The sequence below is a fragment of the Kitasatospora sp. NPDC043950 genome (genome assembly GCF_056435345.1).
The window spans coordinates 141,279-154,451 of the sequence record NZ_JBWKER010000007.1; the positions used below are offsets into that span (position 1 = coordinate 141,279).

Annotated in this window: 10 protein-coding genes and 1 tRNA gene; 2 read left to right on the top strand and 9 right to left on the bottom strand. The window is 72.9% G+C overall.

The window, feature by feature from the left end:
- Positions 1–68: 68 nt before the first annotated feature.
- The 5 genes from thrC to AC07BF_RS07270 all read right to left on the bottom strand — a co-directional run bounded on the left by thrC (position 69) and on the right by AC07BF_RS07270 (position 6,300).
- Positions 69–1,166: a threonine synthase gene (gene thrC / locus AC07BF_RS07250; RefSeq protein WP_478333054.1), complete on the bottom strand. Its 1,098-nt coding sequence runs from the start codon at positions 1,164–1,166 to the stop codon at positions 69–71.
- 9 nt (positions 1,167–1,175) lie between these two features.
- Positions 1,176–2,468 (bottom strand): homoserine dehydrogenase, encoded by a 1,293-nt coding sequence (locus tag AC07BF_RS07255; protein ID WP_363581974.1) that lies wholly within the window; start codon positions 2,466–2,468, stop codon positions 1,176–1,178.
- A 138-nt stretch (positions 2,469–2,606) separates the two neighbouring features.
- Positions 2,607–4,049: a diaminopimelate decarboxylase gene (lysA, locus tag AC07BF_RS07260; RefSeq protein WP_363581972.1), complete on the bottom strand. Its 1,443-nt coding sequence runs from the start codon at positions 4,047–4,049 to the stop codon at positions 2,607–2,609.
- Between the two features lie 85 nt (positions 4,050–4,134).
- Positions 4,135–5,796 (bottom strand): arginine--tRNA ligase, encoded by a 1,662-nt coding sequence (gene argS, locus AC07BF_RS07265; protein WP_363581970.1) that lies wholly within the window; start codon positions 5,794–5,796, stop codon positions 4,135–4,137.
- An 84-nt stretch (positions 5,797–5,880) separates the two neighbouring features.
- Positions 5,881–6,300: a response regulator gene (locus AC07BF_RS07270; RefSeq protein ID WP_363582150.1), complete on the bottom strand. Its 420-nt coding sequence runs from the start codon at positions 6,298–6,300 to the stop codon at positions 5,881–5,883.
- A 198-nt stretch (positions 6,301–6,498) separates the two neighbouring features.
- Between AC07BF_RS07270 and AC07BF_RS07275 the strand changes: the two genes are divergently transcribed.
- Positions 6,499–6,570, top strand: a tRNA-Arg gene (locus AC07BF_RS07275).
- Positions 6,571–6,679: 109 nt separating this feature from the next.
- Here AC07BF_RS07275 and AC07BF_RS07280 read toward each other — a convergent pair.
- From AC07BF_RS07280 to AC07BF_RS07295, 4 genes are all read right to left on the bottom strand, one after another.
- Positions 6,680–7,708, bottom strand: a complete 1,029-nt coding sequence (locus AC07BF_RS07280; RefSeq protein ID WP_478333055.1) for a trypsin-like serine peptidase — start codon at positions 7,706–7,708, stop codon at positions 6,680–6,682.
- A gap of 116 nt (positions 7,709–7,824) precedes the next feature.
- Positions 7,825–8,742 carry a carbohydrate kinase family protein gene (locus AC07BF_RS07285; protein WP_400806372.1) on the bottom strand — a complete coding sequence of 306 codons (918 nt, stop codon included), beginning with the start codon at positions 8,740–8,742 and terminating at the stop codon, positions 7,825–7,827.
- A gap of 81 nt (positions 8,743–8,823) precedes the next feature.
- The gene (locus tag AC07BF_RS07290; protein WP_478333056.1) at positions 8,824–10,344 is read right to left on the bottom strand and encodes an MFS transporter; all 1,521 of its coding nucleotides are present in this window, start codon (positions 10,342–10,344) and stop codon (positions 8,824–8,826) included.
- Between the two features lie 179 nt (positions 10,345–10,523).
- Positions 10,524–12,230, bottom strand: coding sequence for a DUF885 domain-containing protein (locus tag AC07BF_RS07295; protein WP_363581966.1), 1,707 nt, complete (start codon positions 12,228–12,230; stop codon positions 10,524–10,526).
- A gap of 162 nt (positions 12,231–12,392) precedes the next feature.
- Between AC07BF_RS07295 and AC07BF_RS07300 the strand changes: the two genes are divergently transcribed.
- A complete protein-coding gene (locus AC07BF_RS07300) occupies positions 12,393–13,148 on the top strand; it encodes a TetR/AcrR family transcriptional regulator (RefSeq protein ID WP_363581964.1) in 756 nt (251 codons plus the stop codon).
- The last annotated feature ends 25 nt before the right edge of the window (positions 13,149–13,173 follow it).

A 13,173-nucleotide genomic window follows, 5' to 3' on the forward strand; every position in this document is an offset into this window, starting at 1 on the left:
TCGACGGGCCGCCCCCCGAAAGGGTCGGCCCGTCGAGGCGTCGGGCGCCCGTGGAGCCCGACGGCAGGTCAGTCGAGCAGGCCCAGGCGCTGCGCCGCCGCCTCCGGGTCGATCGGGACGATCTGCGGCTGCGGCGCGCCGGCCACCGCCCAGTCCGGGTCCTTGAGGCCGTTGCCGGTCACGGTGCAGACGATGCGCTGGCCCGGGTCGACCAGGCCGGCCTCCGCCTTGGCCAGCAGGCCGGCCACCGAGGCGGCCGAGGCGGGCTCCACGAAGACGCCCTCCTGCGCGGCCAACAGCCGGTAGGCGGAAAGGATCTGACGGTCCGTCACCTTGTCGATGAGGCCGCCCGACTCGTCCCGCGCGGCGAGCGCGAAGTCCCAGGAGGCCGGGTTGCCGATCCGGATCGCGGTGGCGATGGTCTGCGGCTTGAGCACCGGCGCGCCGTCCACGATCGGGGCCGAGCCGGAGGCCTGGAAGCCCCACATCCGCGGGGTGCGCGTGGCCAGGCCGTCGGCGGAGTACTCGCGGTAGCCCTTCCAGTACGCGGTGATGTTGCCCGCGTTGCCGACCGGCAGGACGTGGATGTCCGGGGCGTCGCCGAGCATGTCGACGATCTCGAAGGCCGCGGTCTTCTGGCCCTCGATCCGCACCGGGTTCACCGAGTTGACCAGCGCCACCGGGTACTTCTCGGACAGCTCACGCGCGAGGGTGAGGCAGTCGTCGAAGTTCCCGTCCACCTGGAGGATCTTGGCGCCGTGCACCAGCGCCTGGCCCATCTTGCCGAGGGCGATCTTGCCCTGCGGGACGAGCACCGCGCAGACCATCCCGGCCCGCACCGCGTACGCGGCGGCGGAGGCCGAGGTGTTGCCGGTGGAGGCGCAGATGACGGCCTGCGCCCCCTCCTCCTTGGCCTTGGAGATGGCCATCGTCATCCCGCGGTCCTTGAAGGAGCCGGTCGGGTTGGCACCCTCGACCTTGAGGTAGACCTCGCAGCCGGTGCGCTCGGACAGCACCTGGGCGGGGACCAGCGGCGTGCCGCCCTCCAGCAGGGTGACCACCGGGGTGGTCGCGGTGACCGGCAGGCGGTCCCGGTACTCCTCGATCAGGCCGCGCCACTGGTGGGTGTGCGCGCCTCGGACGACGTTCTCGGCAACGGCGTTCATGGCTGTTCCTTACTCCCCTTCGACCCGCATGATGCTGGCCACGTCCCGCACGCTGTCCAGCGCGCGGAGCTTGTCGACCGTCGCCGACAGCGCGGCGTCGGTGGCACGGTGAGTGACCACGACGAGCGAGGCGTCGCCGTCGCGGCCCTGCTGGCGCACGGTGTCGATGGAGACGCCGTGCTCCGCGAAGACGGACGCGACCTGGGCGAGGACACCCGCACGGTCGTCCACGTCCAGGCTGACGTGGTAGCGGGTGACCACTTCGTCCATCGGCTTGGCGGGCAGCTGCGTGTACACCGAGTCACCGGGACCGGTGGCACCGGCCAGCTTGTTGCGACAGACCGCGACCAGGTCGCCGAGCACCGCGGAGGCGGTCGGCGAGCCGCCCGCGCCCGGGCCGTAGAACATCAGCCGGCCGGCCGCCTCGGCCTCGACGAACACCGCGTTGTACGCCTCGCGGACGGAGGCCAGCGGGTGCGACAGCGGGATCATCGCCGGGTGGACCCGCGCGGTGACGGACTCGCCGTCCGCCGCCCGCTCGCAGATCGCGAGCAGCTTGACCACGCAGCCCATCTCCTTGGCGGAGGCGATGTCGGCGGCCGTCACCTCGGTGATGCCCTCGCGGTAGACGTCCGCCGCGGTGACCTTGGTGTGGAAGGCGATGCCGGCCAGGATCGCGGCCTTGGCGGCGGCGTCGAAGCCCTCGACGTCGGCCGTCGGGTCGGCCTCGGCGTAGCCCAGCGCGGTGGCCTCCTCCAGCGCCTCCGAGTAGCCGGCGCCGGTGGTGTCCATCTTGTCGAGGATGAAGTTGGTGGTGCCGTTGACGATGCCCAGCACCCGGTTGACCTTGTCCCCCGCGAGGGACTCGCGCAGCGGGCGCAGCAGCGGGATCGCGCCCGCCACCGCGGCCTCGTAGTACAGGTCCACCCCGGCCGCGGCGGCCGCGGCGTGCAGTTCGGTGCCGTCCTTGGCGAGCAGCGCCTTGTTGGCGCTGACCACCGAGGCGCCCCGCTGGAACGCCGACAGGATGAGGTGTTTGGACGGCTCGATGCCGCCCACGACCTCGACCACCACGTCGATGTCGCCCCGGTTGACCAGGGCCTCGGCGTCGGTGGTGATCAGGTGCTCGGGCACGCCCGGGCGCACCCGGCCGGCCCGGCGGACCGCGATCCCCGCGAGCTCGACCGGGGCACCGATGCGCGCGGCGAGGTCGTCGGCCGTCGTCGTCATGATGCGCGCCACCTCGGAGCCCACCACACCACAACCCAGCAACGCCACCTTCAGCGGGCGCGTACGCATCATCCGACTCCGCTCTGCATTCTTCGTGCTTCGGTAATTCCGGCGGGATTCTGGGGGCCGCCGGGAACTTCGGTCCGTACCAGTCTCGGGGACTTCCCGCACGGATCTACGGTCGTTCCATGATCTGAGACAAGGATTTCGTCATCCGATATCGAGACGCAGGAGATCCTCCTCCGTCTCGCGCCGGACGATCACCCGCGCGGCGCCGTCCTTGACGGCCAGCACGGGAGGCTTCAGGGCGTGGTTGTAATTGCTCGCCATCGAGCGGCAGTACGCGCCGGTTGCGGGCACCGCGATCAGGTCGCCCGGGGCCAGGTCGGCCGGCAGGAAGGCGTCCCGGACCACGATGTCGCCTGACTCGCAGTGCTTGCCGACCACCCGCACCAGCATCGGCTCGGCGTCGCTGCGGCGCGACACCAGGGCCACCGAGTACTCGGCGTCGTACAGCGCGGTCCGGATGTTGTCGGACATCCCGCCGTCCACGCTGACGTAGGTGCGCAGGCCCTCCAGCGGCTTGACGGTGCCGACCTCGTACAGCGTGAACGCCGTCGGGCCGACGATCGCCCGGCCCGGCTCCACGCTCAGCCGGGGGGTATTCAGGTTCGCGGCGGCGCACTCGCGGCGCACGATGTCGGCCAGCGCGGCCGCGATCTCGGCCGGCTCGCGCGGGTCGTCCTCGCTGGTGTACGCGATGCCCAGGCCGCCGCCCAGGTCGATCTCGGGCAGCTCGACGCCGTGCTCGTCGCGGATCTCGGCCAGCAGGCCGACCACCCGGCGGGCGGCCACCTCGAAACCGGCGGTGTCGAAGATCTGCGAGCCGATGTGCGAGTGGATGCCGCGCAGCTCCAGGCCCTCGTGCCCGAGCACCCGGCGCACCGCCTCGGCGGCCGAGCCGCCCTCCCGTCGCCCACCACCACCCTCGACCGAGCCGCTTCGCGGCGCAGCCAGACTCAGGGACAGCCCGAACTTCTGGTCCTCGTGCGCCGTGGCGATGAACTCGTGGGTGTGCGCCTCGACGCCGACGGTGATCCGGATCAGCACCTGCTGGCGGACGCCCTGGCGGGCCGTGATCGCGGCCAGCCGCTCGATCTCCTCGTAGGAGTCGACCACGATGCGCCCGACGCCGGTCTTCACCGCGTGTTCGAGCTCGTCCGCCGTCTTGTTGTTGCCGTGCAGCGCGATCCGCTGCGGCGGCATCCCGGCGGCCAGCGCCACCGTCAGCTCGCCGGAGCTGCACACGTCGAGGTTCAGGCCCTCCTCGTGCAGCCAGCGCACGATCGCCTTGGAGAGGAACGCCTTGCCGGCGTAGAAGACGTCCGCCTCGGTGCCGAAGGCGTCGCGCCAGGCCCGCGCCCGGGCCCGGAAGTCGTCCTCGTCGAGCACGTAGGCCGGCGTGCCGAACTCGGCCGCCAGGGACTTGACGTCGATCCCGCCGACGGTGGCCACGCCCTCGGCGTCGCGGGCGACGGTGCGCGACCAGACCTTGGGGTCGAGCGCGTTCAGGTCGGCCGGCGGGGCGGCGTAGTGGCCCTCGGGCAGCACGTCACCGTGACGGGGGCCTGCGGGGTGTGCGGAGCGAGACATGTCCTGCTTCCTTGACCTATGGCGAGGGGCGGCGACGGTCTCCGTTGACCGTCAGCCGCCCCCGCTGCGCACTTGGGGGTGGTGCCTACATCCGCTCGGGCGCCGTGACGCCCAGGAGCGTCAGGCCGTTGGCCATCACCGTTCGCGTGGCCTCGACCAGCCAGAGCCGGGCGCGGTGCGTGTCCGTGAGCTCCTCGTCGCCCTTGGGCAGGAACATGCAGTTCTCGTACAGGCGGTGGTACTTGCCCGCCAGGTCCTCCAGGTAGCGGGCGACCCGGTGCGGCTCGCGCAGCTCGCCGGCCGTGGCCAGGATCCGCGGGAACTCGCCGAGGGCACCGAGGATGTCGTTCTCCCACACGGTGGCGAGCAGCTCGGGCTTGAAGTCCTCCGCCGCGCCCTTGTCGACGCCGAGCTGCGCGGCCTTGCGGGCCACGCCGCACATCCGGGTGTGCGCGTACTGGACGTAGTAGACCGGGTTCTCGTTGGACTGGCTGGTCAGCACGTTGATGTCGAGCGTGATGGTGGAGTCCGTGGGGGACCGCGTCAGGGTGTAGCGGGCGGCGTCCACGCCGATCCACTCGATCACGTCGTCGATCGTGATGATGTTGCCGGCCCGCTTGGACATGCGGACCTCTTCGCCGTCGCGAAGCATCTTCACGAACTGGCCGATCTTGACCTCGATGTTGCGGTTCATGTCGTCGCCCGCGCAGGCCACGATGGCCTTCAGCCGGTTGACGTAGCCGTGGTGGTCGGCGCCCAGCATGTAGACGGAGACCTCGGCACCGCGGTCCCGCTTCGACAGGTAGTACGCGGCGTCGGCGGCGAAGTAGGTGGTCTCGCCGTCGGCCTTGACCAGGACGCGGTCCTTGTCGTCGCCGAAGTCGGTGGTGCGCAGGAAGACCGCGCCGTCCTGCTCGAAGACGTGGCCCTGCTCGCGCAGCCGGTCCATGGCCTTCTCGACCGCGCCGGATTCGTGCAGCGTCTTCTCGGAGAACCAGACGTCGAAGTGGGTGCCGAACTCCTGCATCGAGCGCTGGATCTCGGCCACCATGAGCTTGAGGCCCTCGGTGCGGAAGGCCTCCAGCTGCTCGGCGTCGGGCAGGTCGAGCACGCCCGGGACGCCGTCGGTGATCGCCTTGGCGATGTCGCCGATGTACTCGCCCACGTAGCCGTCGGCGGGGACGGGCTGACCGTTCGCGGCGGCCTTCAGCGAGCCGGCGAACTTGGAGATCTGCACGCCGGCGTCGTTCAGGTAGTACTCGGTGGTGACGTCGGCGCCGCTGGCCCGCAGCACGCGCGCCAGCGAGTCGCCGACGGCGGCCCAGCGGACGCCGCCGATGTGGATCGGGCCGGTCGGGTTGGCGGAGACGAACTCCAGGTTGATCTTCAGGCCCTTGAGCGCCTCGTTGCGCCCGTAGGCCTCGCCCGTCTCGACGATGGTGCGCGCCAGCGCGCCCTGGGTCGCGGCGTCCATGGTGATGTTCAGGAAGCCCGGCCCGGCGATGTCGACCTTGGCGACGCCGGTGATCCCTCGCAGGCGGTCGGCCAGCAGTTCCGCCACGGCTCGCGGCGGGCGGCCGGCCGCCTTGGCGAGCTGGAGGGCCACGTTGATCGCGTAGTCGCCGTGGTCCCTGTTCTTGGGTCGCTCGACCGTCACGTGCTCGGGCACGGCGACGGTCAGCTCGCCCGCCTCGACGGCGGCGCTCACTGCGGCCTGGACTGCCTGGGAAAGCTCTGCGGGTGTCACGACGCCAAGCGTAGGCGAGACGGGGTGCCCGCCCGCCACCCGGTTTGCCGGTCGGGACGCCCGCGAGCCCTCCCGTCAGCGGTGTCAGCCTCGATCGGTCCGCTCTGTTCGCTCAGGGCGAAACCCGCCCGGCTGTCCCCCCAGAGCCATCAGCCGCCGCACCAGCGCCACCAGATCGGCCGGGTCGAAGGGCTTGCCGAGGTAGCCGTCCACCCCGACGGCCTCCCCCAGGTCCAGATCGGCCGGGGTGCAGGCACTCACGATCGCGATCGGCAGCCGGCTGGTCCCCGGGGTCGCGCGCAGCCGGGCCGCCGTCCGCAGGCCGTCCAGGCGCGGCATCATCACGTCCAGCGTCACCACGTCCGGCTTCACCCGGCGGACCACCTCCAGGCACTCGGCGCCGTCGGCGGCGGTCACCACCTCGAAGCCCTCGAGCTCCAGGTTGACCCTGATCAGCTGGCGGATCACCTCGCTGTCGTCCACCACGAGGACCCGCCCGGACACTCCCGACACCTCACCGAGGGTATCGGCGCCCCCGCCGCCCCGTCCGGCCTTTGGGCACTTCCGCCGACCCCCGCCGCCCGCCGCCGGCGCACCCCACAGCTGCTCGGCCGCCCCCGCCGGAAACCCGTGCACGGACCACGCCCGGAGCCTGGTAGTGTTCTTCACGTCGGAGGCCGAAACGCCGACGACACCGAGCAGGCCCCCGTAGCTCAGGGGATAGAGCACCGCCCTCCGGAGGCGGGTGCGTAGGTTCGAATCCTACCGGGGGCACTTCGCAAGGAGTGCAACTGAGGCCCAGATCAGTGGAGTTGATCCACAGATCTGGGCCTTCGTCATGTCCGGGCCCGGTTGGCGGCGCGCGGTGCCGGCCCGGCCGGGCTCAGGACGAGGTGCCCTCGACCTGGGAGACCAGCCCGGCGATGGTGTGGTCGAAGTAGGCGCTGTAGGACACGTCGTCGGTGTCGCCGCCCTGCTGGTAGCCGCCGATGGCGCCGACCACGTCGCCGGTGGCGACGTTGATCCAGGGGCCGCCGCTGGTGCCGGACGGGTAGGCGGGGCAGTCGATGACGCGCTGGTAGGTGCTCTGCCGGCCGGTGGTGTTGGTGCACAGGATGGGCTCCTCGGCGTCGCCGGGGTAGCCGTAGAGGCGGACGGTCGCGCCGAAGGGCTCGTCGGCGCCGAGCCGGTTGCCGCCGACCACGTCCTCGACGTTGCGGCCGTTGCTCGGGGCCGTCTCCAGGACGGCGAAGTCCTCGTCCTGGTCGCCCTTCTGGGACCAGCCGGTGGTGGTGTGGACCGCGGTGACCTGCCAGCTGCCGTACGGGGCGGAGCCGTCGCGGTAGCCGGGGACGAAGGTGACGCCGCCGGCGCTGCTGAGGCAGTGCGCGGCGGTCAGCAGCAGGTTGCCGCCGGGGCTGTGCAGCACGCTGGCGGTGCAGAAGTGGTTTCCGGCCGCCACGGTGCCGCTGAACAGCGCGCCCACGGTGGCCGCTTCGGGGGTGGCGGCGGCGGTGGCGGTGGTGCCGAGGACGGCGCCGCGGGTGTCGGGGGTGGCCGGCGCGGAGGGCGTCGGGGTGGCCGCCGGGGCGCTGCCGGGGTCGGCGCTCGCACTGTCGGTCGGGCTGTCGGTCGGGCTGTCGGCCGGGGCGGCGGAGGGGCTGTCGGTCGGAGCGGGGGCGTCGACCGGTGCGGGTGCGGCGGGCGCCTCGGACGCGGGCCCGGTCGCCGCCGGCGCGACGGCGGCCCGGGAGCTGCGGGCCGCCTTCCCGGCGGCCGTCGCGTCGGACAGGCTCAGCCCGTGCGTACCGGTGACCACGGCGGCCACCACCACCGCCGAGAGCGCGGTGAACAGGGTCGGCCCCAGAAGGCTGCGGCGGCGGCGCGACGTCGGGCGGCGGTGCTGACCCATGTCTGTCTCTCCTGCCAGTGATCGACGGTTTCCCGGGGGCTGCGTGCGATCAACGACTATGCCGTTTCAGCCTGGAAAGGTCGTTACCGGTGGCTGGGATATCCATGAGAAAAACCTCACCCGTCGGCGAGTAAGCGGTCCAGCGCGCTCCCCAGCTCCTCGGCCCCGACGAAGGCGGTGTGCGTCCCGGCGACGGTGCAGGTGAAGGCACCCGCGACCGAGCCGGCCCGGGCGCACTCCAGCGGCGGGCGGCCCCGGAACCAGGCGGCGAGGAAGCCCGCGACGAAGGCGTCCCCGGCGCCGTTGGTGTCCACCACCGGGCGGCCCGGGTCGACGGCCGGGAGGTGGTGCACCTCGTCGTCGTCCCGGGTGAGCAGGTAGCAGCCGTCGGCGCCCGCGGTGGCGGTGACGACACCGGCGCGGCCCTCGGCGAGGATCGCGCGCATCACCTGCTCGTGCCGGCCGCGGCAGCCGGCCACCGAGAGGAACACCAGGTCCGAGCCGAGCGCGTAGTCGCGGTGGTGCGGGTTGGTGCCGTCCCAGTCGTGCAGGTCGGTGGAGGTGGTGCGGCCGAGCCGGTGGAGGTCGGCGTACATGTCCCGGTTGACGCCGGTGATGGAGAGGTGGACGTGCCGGCTGCGCCGCGCGTACGGCAGGTAGAACTCGGGCGGCAGCCGCAGGTCGGCGGGGTGGCGGCCGTCGAAGAAGGAGAACCGGCGCCCGGCGGCGTCCACCAGGTTGACCCCGCGCGGGGTGCCGTGCGGGCTCACCAGGTGCGCGAAGTGCAGGCCGTGGCGCTCGTAGGAGGCGCGGACCAGGGCGCCCTGCGGGTCGTCGCCGAGGAAGTCGAGGAAGGCGGTGCGCAGGCCGAGGTGGTGGGCGCCGAGGGCGACGCCGTTGCCGGTGTGGCCGACGTAGTCGCGGACGGGTCCGACGAACAGCGAGTCGCCGGGCGGGACCTCCAGCCGGTCCACCCGGACGATGGTGTCGACGCCGGAGCCGCCGACGACGAGCAGGTCGAACTCGGGCAGCACGACGGCGCCTCCTCGGTTCCTGGACGGTGGCCAGGAGTCAAGCAGGCGCCGGAGGTTGACTGCAAGGTCTTGCTGAAAATTTCAGGGTTCTCGTCGGGGCTCCGCCGGGACGGCCGTGTGGGCCTGCGCCCCGCCCGGGACGACGGTCGTCACAGCGGGCGCCGGCCGGTGGTCGATCACCCGGAAGGCGATCAGCGCGGCCAGCAGCAGGACGCCAGTCGACACCCAGGTGGCGACCACGTAGCCGTGCACCGTGCCCTGGGCCCGTACCGCCGGCGACGAGGCGATCCGGGTGGCCAGGAACGACGCGGTGGCACTGGCCGCGACCGTGTTCAGCAGCGCCGTGCCGAACGAACCGCCCACCTGCTGGGCCGAGTTGATGGTGGCCGAAGCCGCGCCCGCCTCGCGCGGCGAGACCCCGAGGGTGGCCAGGTTCATCGACGGCATGAAGACCAGGCCCATGCCGGAGCCGAGCAGCAGCTCGGCGGGCAGCACCGTGCCGACCCACGGGCTGTCGACCGTCATCCGGGTCAGCCAGGCCATGCCGGCCGCGGCGAGCAGCAGCCCGGGGCAGACCAGGTTCCGGGTCGGCACCCTGGTCATCAGCCGGGCCGCGAAGCCGGTCGAACTGAGCACGATGGCGGCCGTCATGGGCAGGAAGGAGACGCCCGACAGCACCGGCGAGAAGTGCTTGATGACCTGGAGGTAGTAGGTGAGGAAGAGGAACAGGCCGAACATGCCGATCATGGCCAGGCCGACCGAGAGGGCGGCGCCGCCGCGGTTGCGGTCGGCGACGATGTGCAGCGGCAGCAGCGGGTGCGCGGTGCGCCTCTCGACCAGGACGAACACCGCGAGCAGCGCCAGACCGACGGCCAGCGAACCGAGCACCAGCCCGTCGCCCCAGGTCCGGGTGACGGCCTCGGACGTGCCGAAGACGATCGCCAGCAGGCCGCCGCAGCCGAGCAGCGCGCCGGGCAGGTCGAGCCGGACCCGGCGCCCCCCGGCGGCGTTGTCGCGCTCCAGGAGGCCGGTGGCCGCGAGGGCCGCGGCGGCGGCGATCGGGACGTTGACGAACAGGCACCAGCGCCAGTCCAGGTACTCGGTCAGCAGCCCGCCCAGGATCAGGCCGAGTGCGGAGCCGCCGGCGGCGATCGCGCCGAAGACGCCGAAGGCCGTACTGCGCTCCCTGGGGTCCGTGAAGGTGGTGGAGAGCAGCCCCAGGGCCGAGGGGGCGAGCAGGGCGCTGAACCCGCCCTGGAGGGCGCGGGCGCCGAAGAGCATGGCGGAGCCGTCCGCCGAGCCGCCGAGGGCGGAGGCGGCGGCGAAGCCCAGCAGGCCGACGGTGAAGACGCGTTTGCGGCCGAAGAGGTCGCCCAGCCGTCCGCCGAGCAGCAGCAGGCCGCCGAAGGCGAGCGTGTAGGCGGTGATCACCCACTGCCGGTCGGCGTCGGAGATGCCCAGGTCCCGCTGCGCCGACGGCAGCGCGATGTTCACGATGGTGACGTCGAGGACGATCATGAGCTGGGCGATGGCGATGACCACCAGCACCCACCAGCGGCGGCTGTCCGCGTTCTCATGACCGGTGGCGGTTTGCGCAGACACTGGTCAGCCTTCCGGAGGGGTACGGAGGGGTCACGCAGTCGGGGATGTCACGCAGTCGCCTTCAAGCGAAGCTCCCGCACGGGCGGATGGCAAGGAAAAACCTCGCCAAATCGACCTTTTCGGGCCAAAGGACCAGCGGCCCCGGGGCTCGCGGACGAGGCCCGGGGCCGGCGGCCGCCCTACAGCGCGGACAGCTCCTCGACCAGGTCGTCCAGCCCCAGCGAGCCCTGCGAGAGCGCCGCCATGTGCCAGGCCTTGAGGTCGAACTCCTCGCCGCGCGCCTCGTGCGCCGCCCGCGCCGCCGCCCGGCCGCGCAGCCAGGCGCGCTCGCCCAGCTTGTAGCCGATCGCCTGGCCGGGCATGCCCAGGTAGCGGACCAGTTCGCTGTCCAGGTAGTCGGGGGTCAGGCCGCAGTACCGGCCGAAGAACTCCCGGGCCGCCTCCGGGCTGACCGGCTCGCCCGGCAGGTACGGGGAGTCGGCCGGGAAGTCCAGGCCCGCGTGCATGCCGATGTCGACGATCACCCGCAGCGCGCGCATCATCTGCGCGTTGAGGTAGCCGAGGCGGTGTCCCGGGTCGGTGAGGTAGCCGAGCTCGTCCATCAGGCGCTCGGCGTACAGCGCCCAGCCCTCCAGGTTGGCGCTCACCCCACCCAGGCTGACCTGGTAGGTGGAGAGCCGGTCCGCGACGTAGTTCCACTGCGCGAGCTGCAGGTGGTGGCCCGGGACGCCCTCGTGGTACCAGGTGGAGACCAGGTCCCAGACCGGGAAGCGCTCCCGGCCGAGCGCCGGCAGCCAGGTCCGCCCGGGGCGGCTGAAGTCCAGCGAGGGCGCGCTGTAGTACGGCGCGGCCGCGCTGCCGGGCGGGGCGATCCTCGACTCGACCCGGGTGATCGGCTCGGCCAGGTCGAAGTGGGTGCCCTGGAGGTCCCGGACCGCCTGGTCCATCAGCTCCTGGAGGTACACGCGGGTGGCCTCGGCGCCCTCCACGGCCGGGCCGTCCGCCTCCAGCCACTTCATCGCCGCCATCGGGCCGGCGCCCGGACGTACCTTCTCGGCCTCGGCCTCCATCTGCGCGAGCAGGTCGTGGAACTCGCCCCAGGCCCACGTGTAGGCCTCGTCCAGGTCCAGGTCGGAGCCGGTCCAGAAGCGGACGAAGCGGCGGTAGCGCTCGCGGCCGGTGGTGTCGGGGGTGTCCGCGGCGGCCGGGCCGTAGACGTCGCGCAGCCAGTCGCGCAGGGCGGCCAGCGCCTCCCCGGCGGCCAGCGCGGGCCCGGACAGCTCGGCGCGCAGGCCCTCCGGCGCGCCCTGGACGAACTCGCCGAACCAGCCGCCGGGTACGTCCCCCTCCAGCCACTCGCCGAGCTGCCCGACCACGGTGGCCACCTGGCGCGGGCCGGACAGCAGGCCGCGCTCGATGCCGGCGGCCAGCGTCTCCCGGTACTGCGCCAGCGCGAGCGGGACGCGGGCCAGCCGGCGGCCGACCACCTGCCACTCGGCCTCGGTGTCGGTCCCCATCAGGGTGAAGACGTCCCGGACCTCGTGCACCGGGGAGCCCAGGTTGCGCACCGCGCGGAAGTTCTCCCCGGCCTCGTGGACGGCGAGGGAGGCGGTCAGCCGCTCGCGCAGCAGCCGGGCGCAGCGGCGCTCCGCCTCGTCCTGCGCGGCGTCGGAGCGTTCGGCCTCGGCAAGGGCCGCCAGGGTGCGGCGGCCGAGGTCGGCGATCGCCTCGGCACCGGCCGGCGAGAGGTCGGGCAGCCGGTCGTCCTCGGGGCTGAACCCCAGGTAGACCGCGGTCAGCGGGTCGAGTTCGGCCAGGGCCCGGACGTAACCGTCGGCGATGCGACGCGGGGTGGTGGCGTCGGAGGTGATCAGTTCTTCAACCATTCGGACATCATGGCGTGGCGAGGGCCGATTGCAAGCCTTTACCGGGCGATCGGTGACATGCACCGGCCGACCGCCGCCGGGCGGGCCCGGACAAACACACGTTCGGGAAACCGCCGCGCGCGACAGGATCCGATCGGGCCCACGCCCATTACGCTGACCGCCATGGAAGCCCGCCCCACCACGGCAACCGACCAGGTGCCCGCCCCGGCCGCACCCGGCCCCCGCCCGCGCCGCACCGGCTACCGGCGACTGCCGGTGCAGCAGCGTCGTGAACAGCTGATCGCGGTCGCCCTGGAACTGTTCGCCGCCCGGCCGCCCGAGGAGGTGGGCCTGGACGACGTCGCCGAGGCCGCCGGAGCCTCCCGCCCGCTGGTCTACCGCTACTTCGCGGGCGGCAAGCAGCAGTTGTACGAGGCCGCGCTGCGCAGCGCGGCCGACGAGCTGACCAGCCGCTTCGCCGTCCCGCTGGCCGGGACCCCGTCCGAGCAGCTGGCGGCCGTCCTGGACGGCTACTTCGCCTTCGTGGCCGAGCACGACGCCGGCTACTCGGCGCTGCTGCGCGGCGGTTCGGTGGTGGAGACGGCCCGCACCTCGGCGATCGTCGACGACGTCCGGCGGGCGGCGCTCAAGCGGACCCTGCGGCACCTCGGCGTGCGGGAGGCCGGGCCCCGGCTGACGCTGCTGGTGCGCTCGTGGATCGCGGTGGTCGAGGGCGCGTCGCTGACCTGGCTGGACGAGGGGCGCACGCTGCCGGTGGGCGAGCTGCGCGACTGGCTGGTGGACCAGTTCACGGCGATGGCGGCGGCGACCGCGCTGCACGACCCGCAGACCGCGCAGGTGCTGGCCCTGCTGCTCGCGCTGGAGGGGCCGCAGGCGTCGCGGGCCGAGCGGCTGCGCGAGGTGCTGGCGGCCCGGTGACCCGACCCCCGTGCCCGGGGTCGGG

Coding starts and splice junctions, on each gene's coding strand:
- thrC (WP_478333054.1), bottom strand. CDS start 1,166: ATGAACGCCGTTGCCGAGAACGTCGTCCGAGGCGCGCACACCCACCAG.
- AC07BF_RS07255 (WP_363581974.1), bottom strand. CDS start 2,468: ATGATGCGTACGCGCCCGCTGAAGGTGGCGTTGCTGGGTTGTGGTGTG.
- lysA (WP_363581972.1), bottom strand. CDS start 4,049: ATGTCTCGCTCCGCACACCCCGCAGGCCCCCGTCACGGTGACGTGCTG.
- AC07BF_RS07280 (WP_478333055.1), bottom strand. CDS start 7,708: ATGGGTCAGCACCGCCGCCCGACGTCGCGCCGCCGCCGCAGCCTTCTG.
- AC07BF_RS07295 (WP_363581966.1), bottom strand. CDS start 12,230: ATGGTTGAAGAACTGATCACCTCCGACGCCACCACCCCGCGTCGCATC.
- AC07BF_RS07300 (WP_363581964.1), top strand. CDS start 12,393: ATGGAAGCCCGCCCCACCACGGCAACCGACCAGGTGCCCGCCCCGGCC.